This is a genomic window from Curtobacterium sp. PhB172 (assembly GCF_003752545.1).
Classification (GTDB): Bacteria; Actinomycetota; Actinomycetes; order Actinomycetales; family Microbacteriaceae; genus Curtobacterium.
In genome coordinates, this window is sequence record NZ_RKIF01000012.1 from 16,451 (window position 1) to 41,098 (window position 24,648).

Genomic DNA, 24,648 nt, shown 5'->3' on the forward strand with positions numbered 1-24,648 from the left:
GTGCCGACGCCGGCGCCGAGGTGGCCGTGCACACGCTCCCCGACATCGGTGCTGACCCGGCCGTGACGACGGCGCTCGCCGCGGACCTCGACGCCGCCGGCTTCACCGTCGACCGGGTCGACGCACTCTGGGGGACCGAAGCGGCCGCATCGCTGCACCGGGGGTCGCGAGTGGCGGCCCTCCGTGCCCTGGCTGCTCGTGAGACATCCCCGCTCGGCACCCTCGCCACCCTGTTCGTGCTCGGGCTGCCGACGTCCCGCGCGGACGCAGCTGCCGCGTTCCCGACCGCCGGGCTCGACGCCGTGGTCGCGGCAGGCCTGCTGCGGGTCTGTGGCACTGACACCGACACCGACACCGACACCGACGCCGCAGTCGTGGAGCCGACGGTGGACCTGCGTCCCTACGCCTTCGTCGACGACCTCGGTGCCGGCAGCTGGTGGATCGTCTCGGACCTCGGCGAGCTCGCCCTCGGTCACGCGATCAGCGAGGAGCACGTCCTCGGCATCGGCGGTGCCACCACCACGCTGAGCGGTCTGCAGGTGCCCGTTCCCGTCCGCACGGTGCTCGACCTCGGCACCGGGTGCGGGATCCAGGCCATGCACGCCCGACGCTTCGCCGAGCACGTCGTGGCCACCGACATCTCGCGCCGCGCCCTCGACATCGCCCGCTTCAACGCGCAGCTCAACGGCATCGACGGCATCGACTTCCGGTACGGCTCGCTGTTCGAACCCGTCGCCGGTGAGCGGTTCGACCGCATCGTGTCGAACCCGCCGTTCGTCATCACACCCCGCCGGCCGGGCGTCCCCTCGTACGAGTACCGCGACGGCGGCATGGTCGGCGATGCGCTGGTCGAGACCGTGCTCCGTGGCCTGTCCGAGCACCTCGAGCCCGGTGGGACCGCGCAGTTGCTCGGCAACTGGGAGTACCACTGGGGCGTCGACGGCCTCGACCGCGTGCGCAGCTGGTTCGCGGACACCGACCTCGACGCGTGGGTCATCGAGCGTGAGCGCCAGGATCCGACGTCGTACGCCGAGACCTGGATCCGCGACGGCGGCACGAAGCCCGGGACGCCCGCGTTCGACACGCTCATGGGCGCCTGGCTCGACGACTTCGCGGACCGCCGCGTCACCGGCGTCGGTTTCGGCTACGTCGTGGTGCGTCGAGCTCTGCCAGGAGGAACGGCGAGCCTCCGCCGGTTCGAGCGCGTCCCCGAGACGCTCGGCTCCAACCCCGCCGGGCTCGGCGCCACGGTCGCTCGCGTCCTGGACGCGGCCGCGTGGCTCGCCGCGCACGACGACGCCGCGCTCGCCACGGCGCACCTGACGGTGGCGGGCGACGTCACCGAGGAGCGCTACTACTGGCCGGGCAACGACGACCCCACGGTGATGACACTCGTGCAGGGCGGCGGACTCGGACGGCGGGTGGACGCGGACACGGCGCTCGCCGCGTTCGTCGGAGCCTGCGACGGGGACTTGTCCGTCGCGGCGATCGTCGGCGCGCTCGCGCAGATCACGGGTGTCGACGAGCAGGTGCTCGCCGCCGACCTGTTGCCGGCGGCGCGCGACCTGGTGCTCGACGGGCTGCTGCTGCCGGCCTAGCGAACGGACGGCGCCGGCGCTGTCAGCGGCCGTCGCGCCAGCTGTGCTCCGGGGCGTAGCCGAGCAGCTCGCGAGCCTTCTCGGACGACAGCAGCGAGCTGACGCCGTCGATGTCCGCGCGACGCTCGATGTCGGGCACGTAGCGCTCGACGAGCTCGATCGTCGGGGTGTCCATCACGGTGTCGGGGCTCGCGATGACGAACGCCTCGAACCCGGTGAGCTCGGCCTCGACGGCCTTGCGGACCGCCTGGGCACCGTCACGCGAGTCGATGTAGGACCACAGGTTGAAGGTCTTCGCCTCGGGGGTGGCGTCCCACGGGAACGCCGGGTAGTCGGTCTCGTCCATCACGTTCGAGAACCGCAGGCCGATCATCTTGAGCTCCGGGTCCCAGCGGGTGAAGTGGCGGGCCATCTCCTCTTCGACCGCCTTGCCGAGCGAGTACGACGACTGCGGGCGGACCGCGAACTCCTCGTCGACGGGCAGGTAGGGCGGGTGGTGCTCGCCCATCGGGATGCCGAGCAAGGTCTCGCTCGACGCCCACACCAGGTTCTTGATCTTCGCGGCGCGTGCGGCGTGGAAGACGTTGATCGACGCCGTCACGTTGTTCGTGATGAGCGCCACGTCGGGGACCTGCCCCGGAGCGGGCACGGCCGCGAGGTGCACGACGGCGTCCACGTGGTCGTACCGGTCGTCGATGCCGAGCAGGGCGTTCAGCACCTGGCCGTAGTCGGTCAGGTCGATCCGGACGAACTGCACGCCCTCGGGCTGGTCGGGGGAGGGCACGCGGTCGAGCAGCACCACGTCGTACCCGTGCGCATCGAGGTCGCGCACCACCGCTCGTCCGAGCTTGCCGCTGCCGCCGGTCACCACTACACGCGTCATCGCGTCACTCCACATCGTCGTCGGGTCGCCCTCCGGGCACGCCCCATCCTGCCCGGCGCCGCCTGACCCGACCAGGCCCTGTCCGTACCCCGCTGTCCGGCGGGGGAGCGTCAGGCGGTGGGGGCGACCTGGGCGATCGCGAGCCGGGCGACGAGCTCGACGTGCTGCGCCATGTCCCGCGACGGGTCGAACAGCCACTGGATCTGCATGCCGTCGGACACCGCGAGCAGCACGCTCGTCAGTTCTTCGGCATCGACGTCGGCGCGGAGCCGTCCGTCCTGCTGCATGGTGCGGAAGTCGGCTGACAGGTCGCGACGGCTGCGCTCGTAGCGCTCCTGGAAGTACGCGTGCGCGGGGTGCTCGGGGTCGGTCGCAGCGGCGGCGGAGAGGTTGACGAACATCTGCACCAGGCCCGGGACCTCGGCGTTGTGCCGGACGATCGCGGCGAGCAGTGCAGCGGGGTCGGGTGCCTGCCAGTCGTGGGCGAGGTCGAGCTCGTCGCGTCGTCGCAGGATCTCGACCCAGAGCTCGTCCTTGGAGTCGAAGTAGTGCAGCAGGCCGGCCTGGGTCAGCCCGACGGCGTCGGCGATGTCCTTGATGCTGGTGCGGCGGAACCCCTGCGAAGCGACGAGGTCGAGCGCGACCGTGAGGATCTCCTCGCGCTTCGCGATGCCCTTCGCGTACGAACCCCGTCGTGCCATGGCAGGACTGTACCGCTCGGAGTGCACACAGAAAACCTAGCCGCACTTGGTTTTGGTGTTACCGTGGTCGGAGCCGCCGACGAAGGCGTGCGAGTCACCGGTGCAGGTGGCGTCCCCGAGAAGAGGTTGCAGTGGCCAACGACGCCCTGACCGTCAACGACACCCCGACCGCAGTCGCACCCACGCGCGGCCGAGGTGCCCCGCTCATGTACACGCTCGGCATGCCGATCGCGATGCTCGGCCTGTACATCGCGCTGCTGCCGCCGGTGTTGGTCGCCATGGCGCTCAAGGTCGCCGAGATCGCGCCGGACAACCAAGCGGGCGTGCTCGGCCTGGCGCTCGGTGTCGGCGCGTTCGCCGCGATGGTCGCCAACCCCCTGGCCGGTCGCTTCAGCGATCGGACTGCCGGGAGGCTCGGCATGCGTCGTCCGTGGATCATCGGTGGCACCGTGGTCGGCTTCGCGGGCCTCGTGGTCGTCGCGACGACGACCTCGACCGTCGTGCTGGTGATCGCGTGGGGCGTCACGCAGATCGCCTACAACGCCACGATCGCCGCCATGACCGCGGTCCTGCCGGACCACGTCACGCGGTCCCAGCGCGGCCGGGTCGCGGCGCTGCTCGGGCTCTCCCAGAACCTCGCGCTCGTCGGCGGCACGTTCCTCGTGCAGCTCTTCTCGACCTCGGCGACGCAGATGATCATCCCCGGTGCGATCGGGTCGATCGTCGTCGTGCTCTACGCGCTCGTGTTCCGCGACCGCGTGCTCACCCACCGGCCGACGTCGAAGCTCGGCATCGGGCAGGTCTTCGGCTCGTTCGTCTTCAACCCCGTGAAGCACCCGGACCTCGGCTGGGCCTGGCTCACCCGGTTCCTGATGGTCGCCGCGCAGTACACCGCGGTGAGCTACCTGACGTACTTCCTGCGGGACGACATCGGCGTGGACCCGGACCACGTCGCGAACGCGGTGTTCCAGGGAACGCTGTGGAACGTCGTCGGCATCGTGCTCACCTCGCTCATCGCCGGCTGGCTGTCGGACAAGCTCGGCCGTCGCAAGCTGTTCGTCGCGATCGCGGGCATCGTCGGCGTGGTCGGGCTCGTGATCATCGCGCTCGCGCCGTCGCTCGGCATGGTCCTGGTCGGCGAGTTCGTGATGGGTGCCGGCATGGGCGTCTTCTACGCCGTCGACCTGGCGCTCATCACCGACGTGCTGCCGTCCGACGAGGACAACGCGAAGGACCTCGGCGTCGTCAACATCGCGCAGGCCCTGCCCCAGTCGATCGTGCCCGCGGCGGCCCCGGGCGTCATCGCCCTGACCGGCGGGTACAGCGGCTTCTTCATCACCGGCGCCGTCGTCGGACTGCTCGGCATCGTCTCGGTGTCACGCATCCGCGGCGTGCGCTGACCACGCTTCCCCAGGCTCTGAACGAAAGGACCGACCATCGTGACTACCGTGAACGACGTGACCGCTGCCTCCAGTACGGCCGAGCGCATCGACGCGCTCGTCGACCAACTGACCACCGACGAGAAGGTGCAGCTCCTGACCGGGCGCGACTTCTGGACCACCTGGCCCATCGAGAAGATCGGGCTGCGCCGGATCCTGATGTCGGACGGCCCCTCGGGCGTCCGTGGTGAGGTCTGGGACGAGCGCGACCCGTCGCTGAACCTGCCCTCGGCGACCGCGCTGAGCGCGTCGTGGGACCGCGCGATCGCGAAGCGCTACGGCGCCGCAGCAGCCGTCGAGGCACGCCGCAAGGGCGTCGACGTCGTCCTCGGCCCGACCATCAACCTGCACCGCTCGCCGCTCGGCGGCCGGCACTTCGAGGCGTTCAGCGAGGACCCGGTCCTGACCGGTGACCTGGCTGCGTCGTACGTCGACGGTGTGCAGGAGAACGGCGTGGCCGCGACCCCGAAGCACTACATCGCGAACGACTACGAGACCGACCGCTTCACCGCGTCGACCGAGGTCTCCGACCGGGCCCTGCGCGAGCTGTACCTGCTCGCGTTCGAGAAGGCCGTGACCGAGGCGCACGCCTGGGCGATCATGTCGTCGTACAACTCCATCAACGGCGTCACCGCGTCGGAGCACGACCTGCTCGAGACGCCGCTGAGCTCCGAGTGGGGCTTCGACGGCATCGTCGTGTCCGACTGGACCGGCGTGCGCTCGGTCGACTCGGCGAAGGCGTCGCAGGACGTCGCGATGCCCGGCCCGAACCAGTGGTGGAGCGAGGGTCCGCTGCTCGCCGCCGTGCAGTCCGGTGACGTGCCGATCGAGGCGATCGACCGCAAGGTCCGCCGCATCCTGACCCTGGCCGCCCGCGTCGGCGCACTCGAGGGCTTCGAGCCCGTGGCCGCGCAGCCGGTCCACGTCGAGGACGGCGTCGCCTTCGTCCGCGAAGCCGAGGCCGAGGGCACCGTCCTCGTCCGCAACACCGGCGTGCTGCCGCTCGACGCGCCCGCAGTCTCCCGCATCGCCGTCATCGGCCACAACGCCGACCAGGCCCGCACGCAGGGCGGTGGCTCGGCCACGGTCGTGCCGTCGCAGGTCGTCTCGCCGCTGGACGGCATCCGCTCGGCGTTCCCGGGCGCCACGGTCGACTACGCGATCGGTGCCGTCGTGCAGGAGGGCATCGCGGAGTTCCCGCTGTCCACGATCACGAACCCCGGCACCGGCGAGCCCGGCGCCCGCGTCGCCTTCGTCAAGGACGGCGAGGAGCTGTACGTCGAGGACCGCCGCGCCACGGCACTGTTCTGGTTCGGCGGCGACGCCCCCACACGCGAGGCCGACCGGCTCGACATCACCACGACCTACACCGCGCCGTCCACCGGCACCGTGCGGATCGGCATCGGGGCGGCCGGCCGGTCGCGGATGTGGATCGATGGGGAGCTCGTGCTCGACGAGGACGTGCCGTTCGAGGGCGACCAGCTCGGCGCGGCGTTCCTCAACCCGCCGGCGCGGTCGGTGCCCGTGTCGGTGACCTCCGGGCAGCAGGTCGCGATCCGCATCGAGTACGACGTCATCCAGGACGAGACCCTCGGCGGGGTGCTCGCGTACCAGTTCGGCACCGAGCCGTCCGACGAGGACCCGTCGGTGCTCATCGATGCCGCCGTCGAGGCTGCCCGCACGGCTGACGTCGCCGTGGTGGTCGTCGGCACGAACTCGAAGGTCGAGTCCGAGGGGTACGACCGCTCGTCGCTCGCGCTGCCAGGCCACCAGGACGACCTGGTGCGCGCGGTCGTGGCGGCGAACCCGAACACGGTCGTCGTCGTGAACGCCGGCTCGCCCGTGGAGATGCCGTGGCGGAACGACGTCGCCGCGGTCCTGCTCACCTGGTTCGGTGGCCAGGAGTACGGCAACGCGCTCGCCGACGTCCTGACCGGCGCGCAGGAGCCCGGCGGTCGACTGCCCACCACCTGGCCGGTCGCGATGGCCGACGTGCCCGTGCTCGACGTCACCCCCGTCGACGGCAAGGTGTCGTACGACCTACGGGGTCGCTGGTTGTGCGACTCAGCCTCCTGATCCGGCTGACGATGCCCCAGCTTCCCCGGTGCGTCCAGAATGCGTCCCCGCGTCCGCGCGGGGGCGCATTCGTTCGTCCCGACTGTTTCCGTCCTGGAAGGGGTTCGGCGAACCGGTTGACGGACTTCGTGCGATCCGGGCAAAACGGGTGACGGATGATCAACTTTCTCGTCCTGAGGGCGCAACTCAGTGTGACAAACCGCTCGGTAGGTGGAACGATGGTCCCACCATCCCGTGCGGATCAGGGACGAGATGGTCATCCGGCAGGGTTCTCGAGCATCACCGACTCGATCTGAGCCCCGCCGGATGTCCTGATCCGCTCTCTCAGGCCCGCAGTGTCGGCGCGATCTCCTCGGCGACGATGCGCAGGATCCGCTCGTGGGCGGCCACGTCCCCGTTCGCGGGCAGGGTGATCACGAGCTCGTCCGTGGCGGTGACGGCGGGGTCGGCGAGCAGGGCGTCGACGATGGCGGCCGGCTCGCCGGACAGCACCTTGCTGAACCGGAACGGCGGACCGGAGAGCGGTCGGCCCTCGTCGTCCATGCCCGAGGCGTACCCGGTCAGGAACTCCTCGTGGACCGCGCGGTCGTGGTCGTCGAGCAGCGGGACCACGATGCGGCCCACCGCGACCTTCGCCGTGCGGCCGGTCCCGCCGTGCAGCTCGGTGAACCGCTCCCGGTACGCCGTGATCTGGTCGGCCTGTGCCTGGGCGAAGGGCGCACCGGTGTCCTCGGTGTTCAGGGTCGAGCAGTGCAGGAGCAGTCCCTTCTCGGCCGTGCGCACCGCCGTGCCCATGCTGCCGCCGCCCCACCAGACGCGGTCGCGCAGGCCGGGGCTGAGCGGCTGCAGGGTCAGGTCCGCACCGGCCGGGATGCTCTCGTAGCCAGAGCCGGCGCTGCCGAGTGCGTCGCCGTCGAGCACCTCGAGCAGTCGGGCGGCCCGGGCCTCGGCCTCGTCGCGGAACGAGCGGTCGACGGCGCCGAACACCGGGTCGAGGATCGGCCCGTACCCGGCGATGCCCGTGCTGATGCCGAGCTGCACCCGCCCGCCGCTCAGCAGGTCGACCGTGCTGGCGTCCTCGGCGAGGCGCACCGGGTCCTCGTAGCGCATGCCGAGCACCGCGGTGCCGAAGGCGATGGTGCTCGTGCGCTGGGCCGCGGCGGCGAAGAAGGTCATCGGGCTCGTCAGGAAGGGCTCGAAGTGGCGACCGCGGACCCAGCCCGTGCCGTAGCCGAGGGTCTCGGCCGTCTCGAACAGCCGCAGTCCGTCCTGCAGGGCGCTCGCCGCACCCGCAGTGCCGCCGTGGTTCGGGACGAAGGTGAGGAAGCCGAGTTCGCGCATGACGCGAGTCTATGCGCGCGTATGGAGCCGGGCCTCCCGGTCGTCCGTACCGACCACCTCGTCACCGCAGCCTGGGAGGATGGGGCCATGACCGACGTCACCACCGTGCCCCCGCTCGTCGCCGCGATCCCGGCGGCGGTGGACGGCGTCGTCGACGCCGACGAGGTCTACGAGGCCTTCGCGGCCTGGGCCGAGGAAGGCGGCCGGCCCCTGTACCCGGCACAGGACGAAGCGGTCATCGAGCTCGTCTCCGGCGCGAACGTCGTGCTGAGCACCCCGACCGGCACCGGCAAGTCGCTCGTCGCGGCCGGCGCGCACTTCGCCGCGCTCGCCGAGGGCAAGCGGAGCTACTACACGGCACCGATCAAGGCGCTCGTCTCCGAGAAGTTCTTCCAGCTCGTCGAGCTGTTCGGCGCGCAGAACGTCGGCATGGTCACCGGCGACTCCAGCGTGAACGGCGACGCCCCCATCGTCTGCTGCACGGCCGAGATCCTGGCGAACCTGGCCCTGCGCGAAGGACCCGACGCCGACGTCGACGTCGTCGTCATGGACGAGTTCCACTTCTACGGCGACCCCGACCGCGGGTGGGCCTGGCAGGTGCCGCTGCTCGTGCTCGAACGTGCGCAGTTCCTGCTGATGTCCGCCACCCTCGGCGACGTCACGACCATCGCCGATGACCTGTCCCGGCGGACCGGCCGACCCACCGCCCGCGTGACCGGCGTCAGCCGACCGGTGCCGCTCGAGTACGAGTACGTGATGACGCCCGTGCAGGAGACCGTCGAACGGCTGCTGGAGGAGGGCAAGGCGCCGATCTACATCGTGCACTTCGCCCAGGCGGCTGCGCTCGAGCGGGCGCAGTCGCTGATGTCGGCGAAGGTCGCTGATCGGGCGCGTCGAGACCAGATCGCGGAAGCGATCGCGGGCTTCCGCTTCAGCGCCGGCTTCGGACAGACCCTGTCCCGCCTGATCCGCGCCGGCATCGGCGTGCACCACGCCGGCATGCTGCCCAAGTACCGACGGCTCGTCGAACAGCTCGCACAGCGCGGACTGCTGCCCGTCATCTGCGGCACCGACACCCTGGGCGTCGGCATCAACGTGCCGATCCGCTCCGTGCTGTTCACCGGGCTGACGAAGTTCGACGGCACGAAGATGCGACAGCTGTCCGCACGCGAGTTCCACCAGATCGCCGGCCGCGCCGGACGCGCCGGGTACGACACCGAGGGTGACGTCGTCGCCGAGGCCCCCGAGCACGACGTCGAGAACGCCCGCGCGGTCGCCAAGGCCGGGGACGACCAGAAGAAGAAGAGCAAGATCAAGCGGAAGAAGGCGCCGGAGGGGTTCGTGTCCTGGGGCCAGGCCTCGTTCGACCGCCTCATCGGTGCCGAACCGGAACCGATGGTGTCACGCATGCGCATCACGCACGCGATGGTGCTGTCGGTGGTGGCCCGCGGCGGTTCGGCGTTCGACGAGGTGCGCTCGCTGGTGTTCGACAACCACGAACCGCGCTCCCGCCAGCTCGCGATGGCCCGACGTGCGCTCGTCATCGCCCGGACGCTCATCAACGCGCAGGTCATCGAGCGGGTGCCGGGGCCTCCGGTCTCCTACCGGCTCACGGTGGACCTGCAGTCGAACTTCGCCCTCAACCAGCCCCTGTCGCCGTTCGCGCTCGCCGCGTTCGAGCTGCTCGACCCGTCTTCGCCGACGTACGCCCTGGACATGGTGTCGATCGTCGAGGCGACACTGGACGACCCGCGAGCGATCCTGTCGCAGCAGCAGTTCAAGGAGCGCGGCGAAGAGGTCGCCCGCATGAAGCGCGAGGGCATCGAGTACGAGGAGCGGATGGAGCTGCTCGAGGAGGTCACCTGGCCTCGCCCGCTGTCCGAGCTGTTGGAGGCGGCGTACGAGGCGTACGCGGCGGAACAGCCCTGGGTCCTCGACTTCCAGCTCTCGCCCAAGGCCGTCGTGCGCGACATGTACGAGCGCGCGATGACCTTCGGCGACTTCGTGCGGTTCTACCAGCTCACCCGGTCCGAGGGGCTCGTGCTCCGGTACCTGTCCGACGCCTACCGGACCATGCGGCAGACCATCACCGAGGAACAGCGGAACCAGGAGCTCGACGACCTGATCGAGTGGCTCGGCGAGGTCGTGCGGCAGACCGACTCCTCGCTCGTCGACGAGTGGGAGGCGTTGCTCAACGGTGACGTGCTGCTCGCCCTCGCCGAAGAGCAGGAGATCGCGCCGCCGCAGCCGGCGCGGCTCACCGGCAACGTGCGGGCCTTCACCGTGCTCGTGCGGAACGCGCTGTTCCGGCGGGTGCTGCTCGCCGCACGCGACGACGTCGACGGACTCGGGGCGCTCGACGCGGCAGCCGGGTTCGACGGTGACGCGTGGGACGCGGTGCTCGAGGAGTACTACGAGTCGCACGACGAGATCCGCACCGACGCCGACGCCCGGTCGATGTCGTACCTGGTGCTCGACCAGGCGGGGGCGACGGGTGCTGGGGCGACGGGTGCAGGGGCGACGGGTGCGGGAGCGGCGGGCGTGGCGCGCGTGTGGCGCGCTCGGCAGATCTTCGCGGACCCGTCGGGCGACAAGGACTTCGGGTTCTCGGCGACGATCGACCTCGACGCCTCGGACGAAGCCGGCGAGGCCGTGGTCCGGGTCACCGAGATCGGTCGGTTCGACGGGTGGGCCGACGTGGACGTGGACTGATGCCGGCGGGGGCCGGCTCCTTCGTCGTTCGAGCGCTCGGTGCGGAGGACGTCGACGCGCTGCAGGTGCTGCTCGAGACCGTGCCGGACTACGCCGAGCGGATCACCGGCTACCCGCCGGGGCCGTCCGACGGGCTGAGCGCACTGGTGTCGGTGCCGGACGGCTTCGACCCGGCGGGCAAGCACGGGATCGGGCTGTGGGTCGGCGACTCGCTCGTGGCGTTCGCGGACGTGCTGCTCGGGTACCCGGCACCGACCACGGCGTACATCGGACTGCTCGTCGTCCGCGGCGATCGGCAGGGTTCCGGCCTCGGACGGGTCCTGCACGAGGCCGTCGTGTCCCTGGCGGCCGAGGCCCGCGCCGACCGATTGCGACTGGGGATCGTGGCGACGAACGCGGGCGGTGCCGAGCCGTTCTGGCGGGCGCTCGGGTACGCGCCGACGGGGGAGCGGAAGCCGTACCGGTACGACGGGCTCGAGAGCACGGTGGCGCTGTGGGAGCGGGCGGTCTGATCCTCGTGGGTCAGCGGTGCGTTCAGTGCTCCGGTAGGTATTCGTGCCGGAACTCAGCGACGGCCGATGCGATGTGTTCGTAGTCACGGTCCGAGCTCAGAACCGTCGCTCCGTTGCAGACGGCGTACGCGGCAATGTGGACGTCGACCGGCCCGGCTCCGCGAACGTGTCCGTTGCGCCACAGTGCGTTCTGGATACTCGTCACCGCCGTCACATCGGGGTGGCTCGACGCTTCGAGGAAGGCCGCCATGTCGTCGCAATGGCCGTCGTGGTCGGAGCTGGACCGCGCCGAGTGGCAGTACTCGAGCACCTGCGGAGGGCATGTCAGGATGAGGTCCTGAGTCGCGATCTCCCGCAGGCGCCGAGCGATCGCCGGGGAACGATGCGCTTTCCACCAGACCGAGTTGTCGACGATGTACGTCGCCATCAGGGGTGCAGTTCGTCCGCGGCCGTCGGGTCTGCGGCGAAGTCCCGGGCGATGATCCGCTCGACCGCCGCCGGCTGTCGTCGCACGGCGATGAGCGTCTCGAGCGCGCGCTGAACGACTTCTCTGTTCGAGCGTGCTCCGGTGAGCTGCTTCGCGTCCTCGAGAACGCGCTGATCGAGGTCGATCGTCGTCACCGCCATGAGCACCTCCAGTTTATACAAGCCACTATATACGCTGGCCGGCCGGTCCCGAGCGGCCGACGAGGCCCTTCGCCACCAGGCTCCGGGCCGCCGCCACGATCGCCTCGTGCGGATCACGAGGTGTCCAGCCGAGCACGGTGCGGGCGCGCTCGTTCGAGGTGCGCTTGGCGTAGCCGAGGTCGGGCACCATCGCGCGGAACTGCGGCTGCGTCTCGGCCGCGGTCCGCACGACGTCGTCGGGCAGCGTCTGCGTCGGGACCGCCTGGGCGTCGTCACCGAGGTGCTCGCGCAGGGTGGCGGCGATCTCGGCCATCTCGAGCGCCGGACCGTTCGACAGCAGGAACCGTTTGCCCGCTGCATCCGGGGCGGTCGTCGCGGTGGCGTGGGCAGCAGCGACGTCACGCACGTCGACGATGGGGATGAACAGTCGCGGGGTCGCGGGCATCGCTCCGGAGAGCATGGACTGCAGGATGTGGTTCGCACCGGACACCGCGTGCCCCATCGCCGGACCCATCACCGCGACCGGCATCGTCGTGACGAGCTCCGGCGCACCGGGCTCGGACGCGACGAAGTCCCACGCGGCGCGTTCGGCACGGGTCTTGCTCGTGCCGTAGGCGTCGACCCCGGGCCCGTCGAGCACCGTCCAGTCGGCCTCGGTGAACACGTGGTCGGAGTGCGGGTGGCCCCAGCTGACCGCGTGGAAGGCCGAGGTCAGCACCACGCGATCGACTCCGGCCGCGTGTGCGGCGCGCAGCACTCGCAGCGTCCCCTCCACCGCCGGACGGATCACGGTGTCCTCGTCCTCGACGTGGCCCGGCATCACCGGCGAGGCGACGTGGTGCACGACCTCGATGTCCGCGACCGCCTGGGCCCATCCGTCATCGGACGTCAGGTCGGCGGCGACGAACTCCAGCCGGTCGTCGGCGGTCAGGCCGGCCTCGGCGAGGACCGCACGGACCTCGGGTGCACGGTCGAGGGACCGGATCGTGGTGCGGACGCGGTGCCCGGCGTCGAGCAACTGCAGGATCAGGTGGCCGGCGATGAAGCCGGAGCCGCCGGTGACCAGGACGTGTTCGGTGTTCTCCATGCACCCAGCATCGTCCCGGGGTCGGATGCGGACCAGAGCCTCGGTGTTCCTGGGTCTCCCAGACCCAGGCTGACCGCGCTCGTCGGACGCGCTGGCCCGAGACTCGTGCGCGCTGCCGCGAGACTCGTGGTGAGCGACGGTTCTCGGTCGAGCGGCCGCGAGATCAGTCGCTCAGGCCGAGACTCGGCCACCGGCCAGGCGTGGCCGCGTCAGAAGAGCGTGGCCGGCGGGGTCGCCTCGGGCAGTGCGGACGGCTCGGTGACCTCGACGCCGGGCCAGCCCGGACCGTGCGGCACGTCGGTGTGGTTCTGGTAAGCGGTGGCCGCACCACGGGCGCGGACGTCAGCGGCCTCGTTCATCTCGTGGCCGACGTGCCCGCGGACCCACTCGAACGTGACCTTGCGGCCCTGCAGTTCGGCGTCGAGCTCCTTGATGATCTCGACGTTCATGACCGGCTTGCCGTCGGCCTTGCGCCAGTTCTTCCGCTTCCACCCGGCGAGCCACTCGGTGCAGGCCTTGATGGCGTACTGGCTGTCGCACAGGATGTGCAGCGGCTCGCCGGAGTCCTTCGTCGCGCGGAGCAACTGCAGGACGGCCGTGAGCTCGCCGATGTTGTTCGTCGCCCGGGGCCAGCCACCGGCGGCCCAGCGGTCGTCGTCGACGTACCAGGCCCAGCCAGCGGGGCCGGGGTTGCCGAGGGCTGAGCCGTCTGCTGCGGCGACGATCGTCACGAGGGGACCTCCTGGTCGGGGCTGGTGCCCGTCGAGCGTAACGGACGGTCGAGTGCCGTCCGCGCCGAGGTCAGCGGCGCGCAGGGTCGAGGTTCAGCGTGCTGCCCTCGAGCAACCAGTCGTCGGCGCGGGTCTCCGTGTACGGGTTGAGCCACTGCACCTCGGCCGGCGTGATGCCGAACCGCTGCGCGACCGTGGTCAGCTCGTCGCCGTGCGCCACCAGGTAGTCAGCCGGTCGTCCGTCGGCGTCCGTGACGATGCCGTACGCCCCCGGCCGGTCCTTGCCGACGGTGATGCGCAGGTCCGGGTAGGGGTTCGGGATCTTCCAGTCCAGGGCGCCGGCGGCCAGCACCGATCCGACCCACGGACGCTTCGACGGGTCTTCGTCCGGCACCGAGGCAGGGACGAGGACGACACTCTGCAAGTAGTCCGGCCGAGCCCCGGCGTCGTGCATGACCACCGTCTTCGGCGGCCCGGAGACGGCGGTCCACTCGGTCGTGTCCCGCGCCGATGCGTCACCGCCGTCGAGCGGGCTGGCGGTCCGGTGCCGGAACTGCAGGCTCATCTGCTGCGGGGTGGTCGTGCGGTAGCCGGACAGCTGCGCGGTGAACGTACCCGTGTCGTTCGCCACGATGCGTACGTGGATGCTCGTGTCACCGCTCGGGGACGTGACGTCGGTCTCCGCCGCGACCGTGCCCGTGGGCAGGGCCTGCTCGACCTCGTCCGTGTCCCCGTCGACCTGCTCGGTCGTGAGCGTGGGATCGGGGATCGGCTCCGCAGTGCGCTCGGTGGCCTGTCGGGTCGGCTTCGGCAGAGTGCCGTCCCCGCCGAACGCCGTGCAGCCCGTCAGCAGCAGCCCCACCATCGCCGTACCGATGACCGCGCTCGCCGCGGTCCACATCCGTGTCATCGTTCCCCCACGGCAGGGAGCGTACCGCCGGGGTCCGGCCCGATCGACCGCCGTGACCGAACTGGTACTCGGGGCACACGGACTACCGTCAGGGTCATGAGCGACAGCATCCCGGAGACGCCGGATCCCGACTCGACCGACACTGCGTACAGCCCGTCGAGCGAGCGGGAGACCGAGGCGTCGCAGACCGACCAGCGCAGCGACGCCGAACTGGAGGCGGACGGCATCGACACGTCCAAGATCACCGCTGCACCGGGAACCGGAGGCGCGGACGACGCCGGCGACGTGGAGCCTGCGCCGGGTGACCTGCACCTGCCGTGGCAGTCGGAGGAGGACCGCCGGGGCTGAACGCGTCCGCGGCCGGCCGCGGTCAGGACACCGAGTCGGGGTGCGAGCCCGTCCGCTGCCCGGACTCGAGCGTGGCGATCGCCGCGAGCTCGTCGTCGCTGAGCACGAAGCCGTCGACGTCGAGGTTCGACCGGATCCGCGACGGCGTCACCGACTTCGGCAGCACCACGACCCCCTGCTGCACGTTCCACCGGACGAGGACCTGCGCGACCCTCACCCCGTGTGCGTCCGCGATGCCGGTGAGGATCGGTTCGTCGATCAGCCGACCGCGACCGAGCGGCGACCACGCTCCGGTGACGATGTCGTGCTGCTGGTGGAAGGCGATGAGTTCCCGCTGGGGGAGCCACGGGTGCCGCTCGACCTGGTTGAGCGCCGGGACCTCGCCCGTCTCGTCGATGAGTCGCTGCAGGTGCGGCACCTGGAAGTTCGAGACCCCGATGCTCCGTGCCCGGCCGGAGTCGCGCAGTTCGACGAGCGCGCGCCAGGTGTCGACGTAGCGGTCGTTCGCCGCGGCCGGCCAGTGGATCAGGTACAGGTCGACCGCGTCGAGCCCCAGCCGCTCGAGGCTGCCGTCGAAGGCACGCAAGGTCGCGTCGCGCCCCTGGTGGTCGTTCCAGACCTTGGTCGTCACGAAGACGTCGTCACGGTCGATCCCGGAGGCCCGGACCGCCTTGCCGACGCCGGTCTCGTTGCCGTACATCTCAGCCGTGTCGACGTGCCGGTAGCCGGCGTCGAGCGCGAGACCGACCGCCGTCTCGGCCTCGGTGTCGTCGACCTTGTAGACGCCGAACCCGATCGCGGGGATCGCGGCGCCGTCACGCAGGGGAAGTGAACTGACCATGCACCCATCCTGCCGGTGCGTGGCGGGCGCGCGCCGGGCCTCCCGGCCATCTGTGGAGAACGCGACCCGCTCGTGGGAGGCACGTTCCTTCCCCTGCCGGCCGCGATCGCAAACGCAAACGGGCGTACCTGGTCAGAACATTCGACCAGGTACGCCCGATCCGACCAGGTACGCCAAAAGCGCGCTCAGGTCGGCAGGACCACCGGCTCCGTGTCGGGGATGGGGCTGGCGTCACGGCCGCGCAGGTCGGGCAGCCAGCGCTTGGCCCCGAGCGCGACGACGACGCCCACCCCGGCCATGACCGCACCGACGGTGAAGCCGCCCACCGGGCCGCTGCTGTCGATCAGGAAGCCGGCGACCGCGGAACCGCCCGCTGCGCCGATGAGCTGGCCGGTGCCCATCCATCCGTAGGCCTCGGCGGTGTCGGAGAACTTGACCGTGGCCGAGACCGAGCCGAACATCACCGCGAGTGCCGGCGCGATGCCGATGCCCGCGATCACGAGGGCGATGCAGAGCCACCAGAAGTTCGTGCCGCCCAGGGCGAGCGCGAGACCGACGAAGACGATCGCCATGCGCGTCCACAGGGTGTTGGGGGAGATCGGACGGTGGCCGAAGGCCAGGCCGCCGAACAGGGACCCGACCGCGAAGACGGCCAGGACGATGCCGGCGTTCGGGCTGCCCTCGCCGAAGACGCTGGTGACGCTGGCCTCGACCGCGGCGCACGCCCCGATGAGCAGCAGACCGGTGAGGGTGGCGACGACGACCGACGGCCGCTTCAGCACGACGCCGAACGCGCGCTTCGAGCGGGGGATGCGGACGCGACCGAGCTCGGGTGAGGCGATGAACCAGATGCCGCCGACCACCAGGAAGACCATGGCGACGACGATCGCCTCGACCGTGCCGACCTGGGTCGCGACGAAGGTGGTGATGACCGGTCCGGCGACCCAGATCAGTTCCTGGGCGCTGGCATCGAGTGAGAACAAGGGCGTGAGCTGCGACGAGGTCACCATCTTGGGGTAGATGGTGCGCACCGCCGGCTGCACGGGCGGGACCGCGAGACCGCCGAGGAACCCGACCACCACGTAGCCCCAGAGCGGCATGAGCACGAACCCGATGACCCCCATGCTCACGAGCGCGACGATGCTCGTCAGGATGAGGACGGGGCGCATGCCCCAGCTGCCCATCCAGCGGCTCGTGAGCGGGCCCGCCAGCGCCTGCCCGACACTCGTCGTCGCGAGTACGAGGCCGGCGGCGCCGTAGGAGTGGAAGACGTGCTCGACGTGCAGCAGGTAGGCCAGCGAGAGCATCCCGAACGGGAAGCGCGCGGTGAGCTGTGCAGCGATGACACGACCCACGCCGGGGGTCTTCAGGAGGGGGCCGTACGTGCTCACGAGACGAGTGTACGGACCGGACGGATCGGGGTGTCACCCGTCCGGGGGAGGTGTGGAGGAGGTCCTCGTCGACACCGTTCTCAGACACGCCGACGGGAGGTGTCGAGAACTTCCGTCCACAGCTTGTGGAGAGTGTCGGTGGTGGGTGCGAGAGTGGCGGAAAACCGGGCCTCCGGGAATCCACAGTCTGTGGATCGGGTTGTGGAAACTACAGGCGTGTAACACTTTCTCTTGTGGTCGACGGGTCCGCCGGGCACAACATGTAGTAGCGTCGTCCTCAGCACCGCACACGAACTTCGGACCTGGAATCAGGCCCAGAAACCAGGGGAGAACATGGCCGTCACCGTCTACACCAAGCCGTCCTGCGTCCAGTGCACAGCGACGTACCGGGCCCTCGACAACAAGGGCATCGAGTACGAAGTGCACGACGTCTCCACCGACGAGGCAGCCCTTGAGCACGTCAAGAGCCTGGGCTACATGCAGGCCCCCGTCGTCGTCACGGACGACGACCACTGGTCGGGCTTCCGCCCCGACAAGATCGCGACGCTCAGCGCCGAACTGGCGTAGTCGCCTCCCGTCCTGTGGACGGTCACCCGGTTCCGTTCAGGAGGCCCGGATCACCGCCCACAGGACCCCCCGGTCCGTCTGTCCGCACCTTCCACCGAGGAGCGCGCCATGAGCCGATTGGTCTACTTCTCGAGCGTGTCCGGGTACACCGCGCGCTTCGTCGAGAAGCTCGGCCGCGACGCGGACCGGATCCCGCTCTACCCGAGCGAACCCTTCCTCCACGTGGATGAGCCCTACGTCCTGTTCCTGCCCACCTACGGTGGCGGCAACGGCGAGGGTGCGGTCCCCAAGCAGGTCATCAAGTTCCTCAACGACGCGCACAACCGCTCGCTCATCCGCGGTGTGGTCGTCGGCGGCAACACGAACTTCGGCGAGGCCTACGGCCTGGCAGGGGACGTCATCGCGCGGAAGTGCAACGTCCCCCTTCTCTACAGATTCGAACTCTTCGGGACCCCTGACGACGTGTCGGCGGTCAACTCAGGATTGGATGCATTTTGGACGCAGCAGTTGCAGACGTCGATCTGACGTCGCCGCAGACGGGGATGGACTACCACTCCCTCAACGCGATGCTCAACCTCTACGACGCGGACGGGAACATCCAGTTCGACAAGGATCGTGAGGCCGCCAAGCAGTTCTTCCTGCAGCACGTCAACCAGAACACCGTCTTCTTCCACAACCTGAAGGAGCGGCTCGACTACCTGGTCGAGAACGAGTACTACGAGCGCGAGACGATCGACATGTACTCGCTGGACTTCATCCAGCGACTCAACGACCTGGCGTACTCGAAGAAGTTCCGGTTCCAGACGTTCCTCGGTGCGTTCAAGTACTACACGAGCTACACGCTCAAGACGTTCGACGGCAAGCGCTACCTCGAGCGCTTCGAGGACCGCGTCGTCATGACCGCTCTCGGCCTGGCACAGGGCAACGAGCAGCTCGCGATCGACCTCGTCGAGGAGATCGTCGCCGGCCGCTTCCAGCCCGCCACCCCGACGTTCCTCAACACGGCGAAGGCCCAGCGCGGCGAACTCGTCTCCTGCTTCCTGCTCCGCATCGAAGACAACATGGAGTCGATCTCGCGCGGGATCAACTCGTCGCTGCAGCTCTCGAAGCGCGGCGGCGGCGTGGCCCTGCTGCTCTCCAACATCCGTGAGGCCGGCGCCCCGATCAAGCAGATCGAGAACCAGTCCTCGGGCATCATCCCCGTGATGAAGCTGCTGGAAGACTCCTTCTCCTACGCGAACCAGCTCGGTGCGCGTCAGGGCGCCGGCGCGGTCTACCTCAGCGCCCACCACCCGGACATCATGAAGTTCCTCGACACCAAGCGCGAGAACGCCGACGAGAAGATCCGCATCAAGACGCTGTCCCTCGGCGTCGTCGTGCCGGACATCACGTTCGAGCTGGCGAAGAACAACGAGGACATGTACCTGTTCTCGCCGTACGACGTCGAGAAGGTCTACGGCGTCCCCTTCGGTGACGTCCCGATCTCGGAGAACTACCGTGCGATGGTCGACGACTCGCGGATCAAGAAGACGAAGATCAAGGCGCGTGACTTCTTCACGACCATCGCCGAGATCCAGTTCGAGTCCGGCTACCCGTACATCGTGTTCGAGGACACGGTGAACAAGGCCAACCCGATCAAGGGTCGGATCAACATGTCCAACCTGTGCTCGGAGATCCTGCAGGTCAACACCCCGACGACCTTCAACGAGGACCTGTCCTACAAGGAGATCGGCAAGGACATCTCCTGCAACCTCGGGTCGCTGAACATCGCGCTGACGATGGACTCGCCGGACTTCGGCAAGACCATCGAGACCGCGATCCGTGGCCTGACGTCCGTGTCGCAGATGTCGCACATCGCCTCGGTGCGTTCCGTCGAGGACGGCAACGACAAGTCGCACGCCATCGGTCTCGGCCAGATGAACCTGCACGGTTACCTGGCTCGTGAGCGCGTCTACTACGGCTCCGAAGAGGGCATCGACTTCACGAACATCTACTTCTACACGGTGCTGTTCCACGCCCTGCGCGCCTCGAACAACATCGCCATCGAGACCGGCGAGACCTTCGACGGGTTCCGTGACTCGAAGTACGCGTCGGGTGAGTTCTTCGACAAGTACACCGACCAGGCGTGGACCCCCGCGACCGCTCGCGTCGCCTCGCTGTTCGACAACGCGAACATCACGATCCCGACGCAGGAGGACTGGAAGGCGCTGAAGGCGTCCGTCCAGGAGCACGGCATCTACAACCAGAACCTGCAGGCCGTCCCGCCGACCGGTTCGATCTCGTACATCAACCACTCGACGTCGTCGATCCACCCGATCGCGTCGAAGATCGAGATCCGCAAGGAAGGCAAGCTCGGCCGCGTTTACTACCCGGCGCCGTTCATGACGAACGACAACCTGGACTACTACCAGGACGCGTACGAGATCGGTGCCGAGAAGATCATCGACACGTACGCCGCGGCGACGCAGCACGTGGACCAGGGCCTGTCCCTGACGCTGTTCTTCAAGGACACCGCTACCACGCGTGACATCAACAAGGCCCAGATCTACGCATGGCGCAAGGGCATCAAGACGATCTACTACATCCGTCTGCGCCAGCTCGCCCTCGAGGGCACCGAGGTCGAGGGCTGCGTCAGCTGCATGCTGTAGAGCTGCTGCTCTCTTCCTGGAGGCGCGGGGCGGGCCCCGCCCCGCGCCTCCAGTCCGTCATCAGATCACCATCTCGAATCCGGAAGACAATCCCATGACCCTCACCGACCCGGTCCACGCCACGGGCAAGTCCATCCCGCTGATCAGCTCGGTCAGTGCCATCAACTGGAACCGCATCCAGGACGACAAGGACGTCGAGGTCTGGAACCGGCTGGTCAACAACTTCTGGCTCCCCGAGAAGGTGCCGCTGTCGAACGACGTGCAGTCGTGGAACACGCTGACGCCGGCGGAGCAGCAGCTCACCATGCGGGTCTTCACCGGCCTGACGCTGCTCGACACCATCCAGGGCACCGTCGGCGCGATCAGCCTGATCCCCGACGCGATCACCCCGCACGAAGAAGCCGTCTACACGAACATCGCGTTCATGGAGTCGGTGCACGCGAAGAGCTACTCATCGATCTTCTCGACGCTGGCCTCGACGCCCGAGATCGACGACGCCTTCCGCTGGTCCACCGAGAACGTGAACCTGCAGAAGAAGGCCCAGATCGTCCTCGACTACTACACCGGTGACGACCCCCTGAAGCGCAAGGTCGCCTCGACGCTGCTCGAGTCGTTCCTGTTCTACTCCGGCTTCTACCTGCCGATGTACTGGTCGTCCCGCGCCAAGCTCACCAACACCGCTGACCTGATCCGCCTGATCATCCGCGACGAAGCCGTCCACGGGTACTACATCGGGTACAAGTTCCAGAAGGGCCTCGAAGGCGCTTCCGAAGAGCGCAAGCAGGAGATCAAGGACTACACGTTCAACCTGCTGTTCGAGCTCTACGAGAACGAGGTGCAGTACACGCAGGACCTCTACGACCAGGTCGGGCTGACCGAGGACGTCAAGAAGTTCCTGCACTACAACGCGAACAAGGCGTTGATGAACCTGGGCTACGAGCCGATGTTCCCCAAGGAGACGACGGACGTGAACCCGGCGATCCTGTCGGCGCTGTCGCCGAACGCGGACGAGAACCACGACTTCTTCTCGGGGTCGGGGTCGTCGTACGTCATCGGCAAGGCGGAGAAGACCGAGGACGAGGACTGGGACTTCTGATCCTGGTCTGACTCGTGGGGACGCCCCGCTGGCTTCGGCCGGCGGGGCGTCCCTGTATTGCGGCGCGCACGTCCACGAACGGTGTCTTAGCTGCGGTCGGCCTTTAGGATTTGGCTGCAGCCTTCGTTCTTGCTTTCTGTAGCAAGACTTCCTGATTCCGACGACTGCGTACATCGTCCTTTCGAAGGCTCCTGCCCTCGCTCAGAACAGATCGGAATTGTCCACTCGCGAGCTCTACAGCGGTAACGATCGCTGCTTCGATCTTGTCTGCGGACGCTGGGGCTGAGACTTTGAAGTTCAGCCTTTTTGGGGCTTTCAGTCGCCTGCTCGACTCCTCGAGGTCGGAGGCCTCGAAAATCGGAGTTAGCTCGGTATTAACTAGCAAAGACACCATCATCGCTATGTGGTATTTGGCGGCTTTCAAAGTATTCGCCTCTGGAGTTCGTGCGAAGAAGCGGTCAACGCGATAAAGGATCCACGCGGCGTAATAGAACGCCTCGATGGGATAGTCACCCCAAACGAAGGAACCTTCGGCCTCCAGTTCTTTTGGTGAGCCGATAGCGCGGGATGACTCCCCGAAGAGAGTCGCGGCGACGGCGCGATTCAGCTCCGGCGTAGTCACGACACGTGTCCGCGGGAAATCGAGCGCGGCACCTTGGTTTTGTCGCAAGTAACGCAATCCGTCAATGCCAGATTGCCCAAAGTATTCCTCAACGTTCTTGGCGACCTGCGAACTTGCCTGGATATCGGAAGCGCCGATAGGTGTTTGGAGGTTCGTCGCAATAGCGACGCTCGTCCGCACCCCCGGGTCACTGGAGCTAACAATTTTAACCGGAATCCAGAGCTCGGCGAGGAGCATCGGGTTCGACTTGACTGTATCGCTATTTGCCCAGCGAACCAATTGGTGACTCGTCTGTCCGCCGTTGACTATCTGGTAGCCGGAGATGAAGAACCTGTCGCCCGACCCCCGCAGGGCCGTAGCGATGATCGTAAGGCCGTTGTTCAAGAACGGGAAATGCTCACGGTCAACGCTCTGTAGGGTGCTGATGATGCGGGTGTTCACCGGGTTGTGTGCGCCGAGGTCGAGGCGGACGTTGTCATCGAAGATGCCGGGCCGCATTTCTCCGGAATCATCGGTGAGCAGCTTCATCGCTTCCGTGCCGGAAATCAGTCCGATGTACGCTTCGCTCACTCGGTCGGTAGCGGGTATGGTCTGCCGCTTTTCGAACTCAAATCGGATGTTTTGAGGTCCGTGCCGCTCTTTGAGTTTAGCGGCGAGTGCGTCGTGCCCATGTGTCCGTAGTTGTAGGTCCTCGGAGTAGATTCCGAGTTCTTGAATACGGCCAACCCCTTGAGAAACCTGGAGTTCCCTCCGTGCGCTTTCGCCCTCGTTTGAGCTTGTCGTTACGTAGTACAGTTCGCAAGGTATGCGAGTGTCCTGGAATTTGTCGCCGCTTTCAGCAATGTGGTCGATCAGGTTGGCGAGATCGACCAATGGCGCGGGGAGTTTTAGGCTCTTGGGTTTGATTGCGTATTTGGTGACGGCCTCGACTCCGTGGAGGAACTTCGCAATCAACTTTGAATCGTACGATTCGCTAGTTTTAGCTTGAATAAAGATCGCTTTTGCAGAGTTCGATACCTGATCTGCAATCAGCTCGTCGATCTCCCCGGGCTCGAACACGATCTGGCCGTTGACAATGATCGCGGCGATGTCGATGCCCTCGTCGTTGCCTCCGCCAAGCACGGACCGCTCTATCTGCTCCACATCGTCCCGTACATATGGGAAGAGGTAGTTAGCGGCGACGTAGCGCTCGAATTGTTCTGCTTCGTTGCCTTCGAATCCGAAGTCCCTTGCAAACTTCGCGACTCGTTTCCCCGTAAGTGTGTGCACGTGTTCCTCCCCTTGATCAGCGGCGTCGCTGGTCTGCTGTACGACATCATACTGACGAAATCGGGACTAGCTGACTTAGGCTCACGAAAGGGGTCCTGCTTGCGCGCAGGCTTCTTCCGTAGCCTCTTCGCCGACAGTGGTCGATGACGCGACCGCCGCGTCTGGTTCGCTTCTGGTCGCGCCGCGGAGGCCTTCTGATGCACCCTCGAGCGCGGCCATGATCCCAGTCCTGCAACTCGTCGTGGAAGACGGTGCAGGCGGGCTCGTTCCGATGCGCTGAGAGCTGTTGCTGCTCTCAGGCATGTCGCGCAAGTGCTTCCACGATCGTACGGTTGTGACTGCAACACGGTGTCCCGGGGATTGGGGGTCTCATGGCTGGGGAACTGAAGCTCGACGAGGGCGGGATCGCGTCGCTCGTTCGTGAGCTGCACGTGCACGGCGCTGGCAGTGACGAGCATGCCGCGCAGGCGGACGCCGCACTCGCAGCGGCGGCCGGGGCGGTGTCGTCGGCCCCGCTCGCAGCGGCGGTGAACAGCTGGCCGCTCGCTTTCGCGGCGGATTCGACGACACAGGCGTCAGAACGACCAGTCTTGGGGGCGCGCTGACTGCCGTGTCGTCGGCTCTCACTGCCCGACAAGACTGAGGAGCAGGGGAGCCGACGTCGGACGAAAACGGGCATGCTTCTCAGAGAAACCCGCGTGTGGCGCGCTCAGAGCAGCGCGCATCAACGAGGGAGCACGCACCCGCCAGAGGACTGGCCGCTGCCTGGCTTGGTGTGGGCGAAAGCCTCGGTTTCGGCGTCGTTCACTCCGATGGCGTTCAGGCCGGCGGGGTCGTCCCTGCGCCTTCGGTGTCGTCCGCGCCCGCAAGACCTGTCCCAGCCTGATCGAGGTTCTCGTGGGGGTCGCCCATGTCGCCGGTCGCTGCGCCGATGGGGGACAGCCCGAAGTGTTTGCGGACGGCGTTCGCCTCGGCGGGGGACAGGGTACGTCCGGCTCCGAGGGACGGCGCGTCGTTGATTGCGTCCTTCGTGTACCCGACGTGCACGTCCGTGCTGTCGAACGTGGCGTCGTCGGCGGGGACGAGCGCCTGGTGTCGCCCGAGCAGGCCGGTTGCGACACAGACGTAGGCCGCACTGCCGTCCTCGTCAGAGGGGAACACCTGCACGACCTTGCCGACTGATACGCCGTTGCGATCCCGGACAATCGCACTCTCGACCTGGTGGATGACGCCCTTGGTGATCATGACC

At 68.0% G+C, this 24,648-nt stretch carries 22 protein-coding genes; 10 read left to right on the forward strand and 12 right to left on the reverse strand.

Annotation, left to right across the window (positions count from 1 at the left end; all coding sequences use genetic code 11):
* The first annotated feature begins 20 nt into the window (after positions 1-20).
* The gene (locus EDF42_RS17010) at positions 21-1,598 is read left to right on the forward strand and encodes a methyltransferase (protein ID WP_395865880.1); all 1,578 of its coding nucleotides are present in this window, start codon (positions 21-23) and stop codon (positions 1,596-1,598) included.
* 22 nt (positions 1,599-1,620) lie between these two features.
* Here EDF42_RS17010 and EDF42_RS17015 read toward each other — a convergent pair whose 3' ends face one another.
* Both EDF42_RS17015 and EDF42_RS17020 read right to left on the reverse strand, forming a co-directional pair.
* Entirely contained in the window at positions 1,621-2,481 is an 861-nt protein-coding gene (locus tag EDF42_RS17015; RefSeq protein WP_111086594.1) for an NAD(P)-dependent oxidoreductase, read from the reverse strand.
* Positions 2,482-2,591: 110 nt separating this feature from the next.
* Positions 2,592-3,182, reverse strand: coding sequence for a TetR/AcrR family transcriptional regulator (locus EDF42_RS17020; RefSeq protein WP_123341243.1), 591 nt, complete (start codon positions 3,180-3,182; stop codon positions 2,592-2,594).
* 131 nt (positions 3,183-3,313) lie between these two features.
* Between EDF42_RS17020 and EDF42_RS17025 the strand changes: the two genes are divergently transcribed.
* Both EDF42_RS17025 and EDF42_RS17030 read left to right on the forward strand, forming a co-directional pair.
* Positions 3,314-4,582, forward strand: a complete 1,269-nt coding sequence (locus EDF42_RS17025) for an MFS transporter (protein ID WP_260235552.1) — start codon at positions 3,314-3,316, stop codon at positions 4,580-4,582.
* A gap of 48 nt (positions 4,583-4,630) precedes the next feature.
* Complete coding sequence (locus tag EDF42_RS17030) at positions 4,631-6,697, forward strand: glycoside hydrolase family 3 C-terminal domain-containing protein (protein WP_260235562.1); 2,067 nt, start codon at positions 4,631-4,633, stop codon at positions 6,695-6,697.
* 324 nt (positions 6,698-7,021) lie between these two features.
* Here EDF42_RS17030 and EDF42_RS17035 read toward each other — a convergent pair whose 3' ends face one another.
* Positions 7,022-8,038, reverse strand: a complete 1,017-nt coding sequence (locus tag EDF42_RS17035; protein WP_123673601.1) for an LLM class flavin-dependent oxidoreductase — start codon at positions 8,036-8,038, stop codon at positions 7,022-7,024.
* An 87-nt stretch (positions 8,039-8,125) separates the two neighbouring features.
* Here EDF42_RS17035 and EDF42_RS17040 point away from each other — a divergent pair, with 87 nt between their 5' ends.
* Together EDF42_RS17040 and EDF42_RS17045 are read left to right on the forward strand one after the other, a co-directional pair.
* Entirely contained in the window at positions 8,126-10,750 is a 2,625-nt protein-coding gene (locus EDF42_RS17040) for an RNA helicase (protein WP_123673788.1), read from the forward strand.
* Positions 10,750-11,262, forward strand: a complete 513-nt coding sequence (locus EDF42_RS17045; protein ID WP_123673603.1) for a GNAT family N-acetyltransferase — start codon at positions 10,750-10,752, stop codon at positions 11,260-11,262. The genes EDF42_RS17040 and EDF42_RS17045 overlap by 1 nt, the downstream gene beginning before the upstream one ends.
* A gap of 22 nt (positions 11,263-11,284) precedes the next feature.
* Here EDF42_RS17045 and EDF42_RS17050 read toward each other — a convergent pair whose 3' ends face one another.
* The 5 genes from EDF42_RS17050 to EDF42_RS18710 all read right to left on the reverse strand — a co-directional run bounded on the left by EDF42_RS17050 (position 11,285) and on the right by EDF42_RS18710 (position 14,608).
* A complete protein-coding gene (locus EDF42_RS17050; protein ID WP_123673604.1) occupies positions 11,285-11,689 on the reverse strand; it encodes a PIN domain-containing protein in 405 nt (134 codons plus the stop codon).
* Complete coding sequence (locus tag EDF42_RS17055; RefSeq protein ID WP_148067845.1) at positions 11,689-11,910, reverse strand: type II toxin-antitoxin system VapB family antitoxin; 222 nt, start codon at positions 11,908-11,910, stop codon at positions 11,689-11,691. Before EDF42_RS17055 ends, EDF42_RS17050 begins: the two co-directional genes overlap by 1 nt.
* 4 nt (positions 11,911-11,914) lie before the next feature.
* Positions 11,915-12,976: an NAD-dependent epimerase/dehydratase family protein gene (locus EDF42_RS17060; protein ID WP_123673606.1), complete on the reverse strand. Its 1,062-nt coding sequence runs from the start codon at positions 12,974-12,976 to the stop codon at positions 11,915-11,917.
* Between the two features lie 209 nt (positions 12,977-13,185).
* Positions 13,186-13,707, reverse strand: a complete 522-nt coding sequence (locus tag EDF42_RS17065) for a ribonuclease H (RefSeq protein ID WP_123294960.1) — start codon at positions 13,705-13,707, stop codon at positions 13,186-13,188.
* Positions 13,708-13,777: 70 nt separating this feature from the next.
* Positions 13,778-14,608: a LysM peptidoglycan-binding domain-containing protein gene (locus EDF42_RS18710; protein ID WP_148067847.1), complete on the reverse strand. Its 831-nt coding sequence runs from the start codon at positions 14,606-14,608 to the stop codon at positions 13,778-13,780.
* 105 nt (positions 14,609-14,713) lie between these two features.
* Between EDF42_RS18710 and EDF42_RS17080 the strand changes: the two genes are divergently transcribed.
* Positions 14,714-14,965 (forward strand): hypothetical protein, encoded by a 252-nt coding sequence (locus EDF42_RS17080; protein ID WP_123294958.1) that lies wholly within the window; start codon positions 14,714-14,716, stop codon positions 14,963-14,965.
* A 22-nt stretch (positions 14,966-14,987) separates the two neighbouring features.
* Here the strand turns inward: EDF42_RS17080 and EDF42_RS17085 are convergent, their stop codons facing one another.
* Both EDF42_RS17085 and EDF42_RS17090 read right to left on the reverse strand, forming a co-directional pair.
* Positions 14,988-15,806: an aldo/keto reductase gene (locus tag EDF42_RS17085; protein ID WP_123673612.1), complete on the reverse strand. Its 819-nt coding sequence runs from the start codon at positions 15,804-15,806 to the stop codon at positions 14,988-14,990.
* Positions 15,807-15,991: 185 nt separating this feature from the next.
* Complete coding sequence (locus EDF42_RS17090; RefSeq protein WP_123673613.1) at positions 15,992-17,197, reverse strand: MFS transporter; 1,206 nt, start codon at positions 17,195-17,197, stop codon at positions 15,992-15,994.
* Positions 17,198-17,530: 333 nt separating this feature from the next.
* Here EDF42_RS17090 and nrdH point away from each other — a divergent pair, with 333 nt between their 5' ends.
* The 4 genes from nrdH (at position 17,531) to nrdF (ending at position 21,508) form a co-directional block, all read left to right on the forward strand.
* Positions 17,531-17,764 carry a glutaredoxin-like protein NrdH gene (gene nrdH / locus EDF42_RS17095; protein WP_017886897.1) on the forward strand — a complete coding sequence of 78 codons (234 nt, stop codon included), beginning with the start codon at positions 17,531-17,533 and terminating at the stop codon, positions 17,762-17,764.
* A gap of 108 nt (positions 17,765-17,872) precedes the next feature.
* Positions 17,873-18,289 carry a class Ib ribonucleoside-diphosphate reductase assembly flavoprotein NrdI gene (gene nrdI / locus EDF42_RS17100; RefSeq protein ID WP_071291227.1) on the forward strand — a complete coding sequence of 139 codons (417 nt, stop codon included), beginning with the start codon at positions 17,873-17,875 and terminating at the stop codon, positions 18,287-18,289.
* Positions 18,290-18,306: 17 nt separating this feature from the next.
* Positions 18,307-20,412 (forward strand): class 1b ribonucleoside-diphosphate reductase subunit alpha, encoded by a 2,106-nt coding sequence (gene nrdE / locus EDF42_RS17105; protein ID WP_123673615.1) that lies wholly within the window; start codon positions 18,307-18,309, stop codon positions 20,410-20,412.
* A gap of 94 nt (positions 20,413-20,506) precedes the next feature.
* Complete coding sequence (gene nrdF / locus EDF42_RS17110) at positions 20,507-21,508, forward strand: class 1b ribonucleoside-diphosphate reductase subunit beta (protein WP_111086559.1); 1,002 nt, start codon at positions 20,507-20,509, stop codon at positions 21,506-21,508.
* 103 nt (positions 21,509-21,611) lie between these two features.
* Here the strand turns inward: nrdF and EDF42_RS17115 are convergent, their stop codons facing one another.
* Positions 21,612-23,399, reverse strand: coding sequence for an AIPR family protein (locus EDF42_RS17115; protein ID WP_148067849.1), 1,788 nt, complete (start codon positions 23,397-23,399; stop codon positions 21,612-21,614).
* 819 nt (positions 23,400-24,218) lie between these two features.
* Positions 24,219-24,644, reverse strand: a complete 426-nt coding sequence (locus EDF42_RS17125) for a hypothetical protein (RefSeq protein WP_123673621.1) — start codon at positions 24,642-24,644, stop codon at positions 24,219-24,221.
* Positions 24,645-24,648 lie beyond the last annotated feature (4 nt).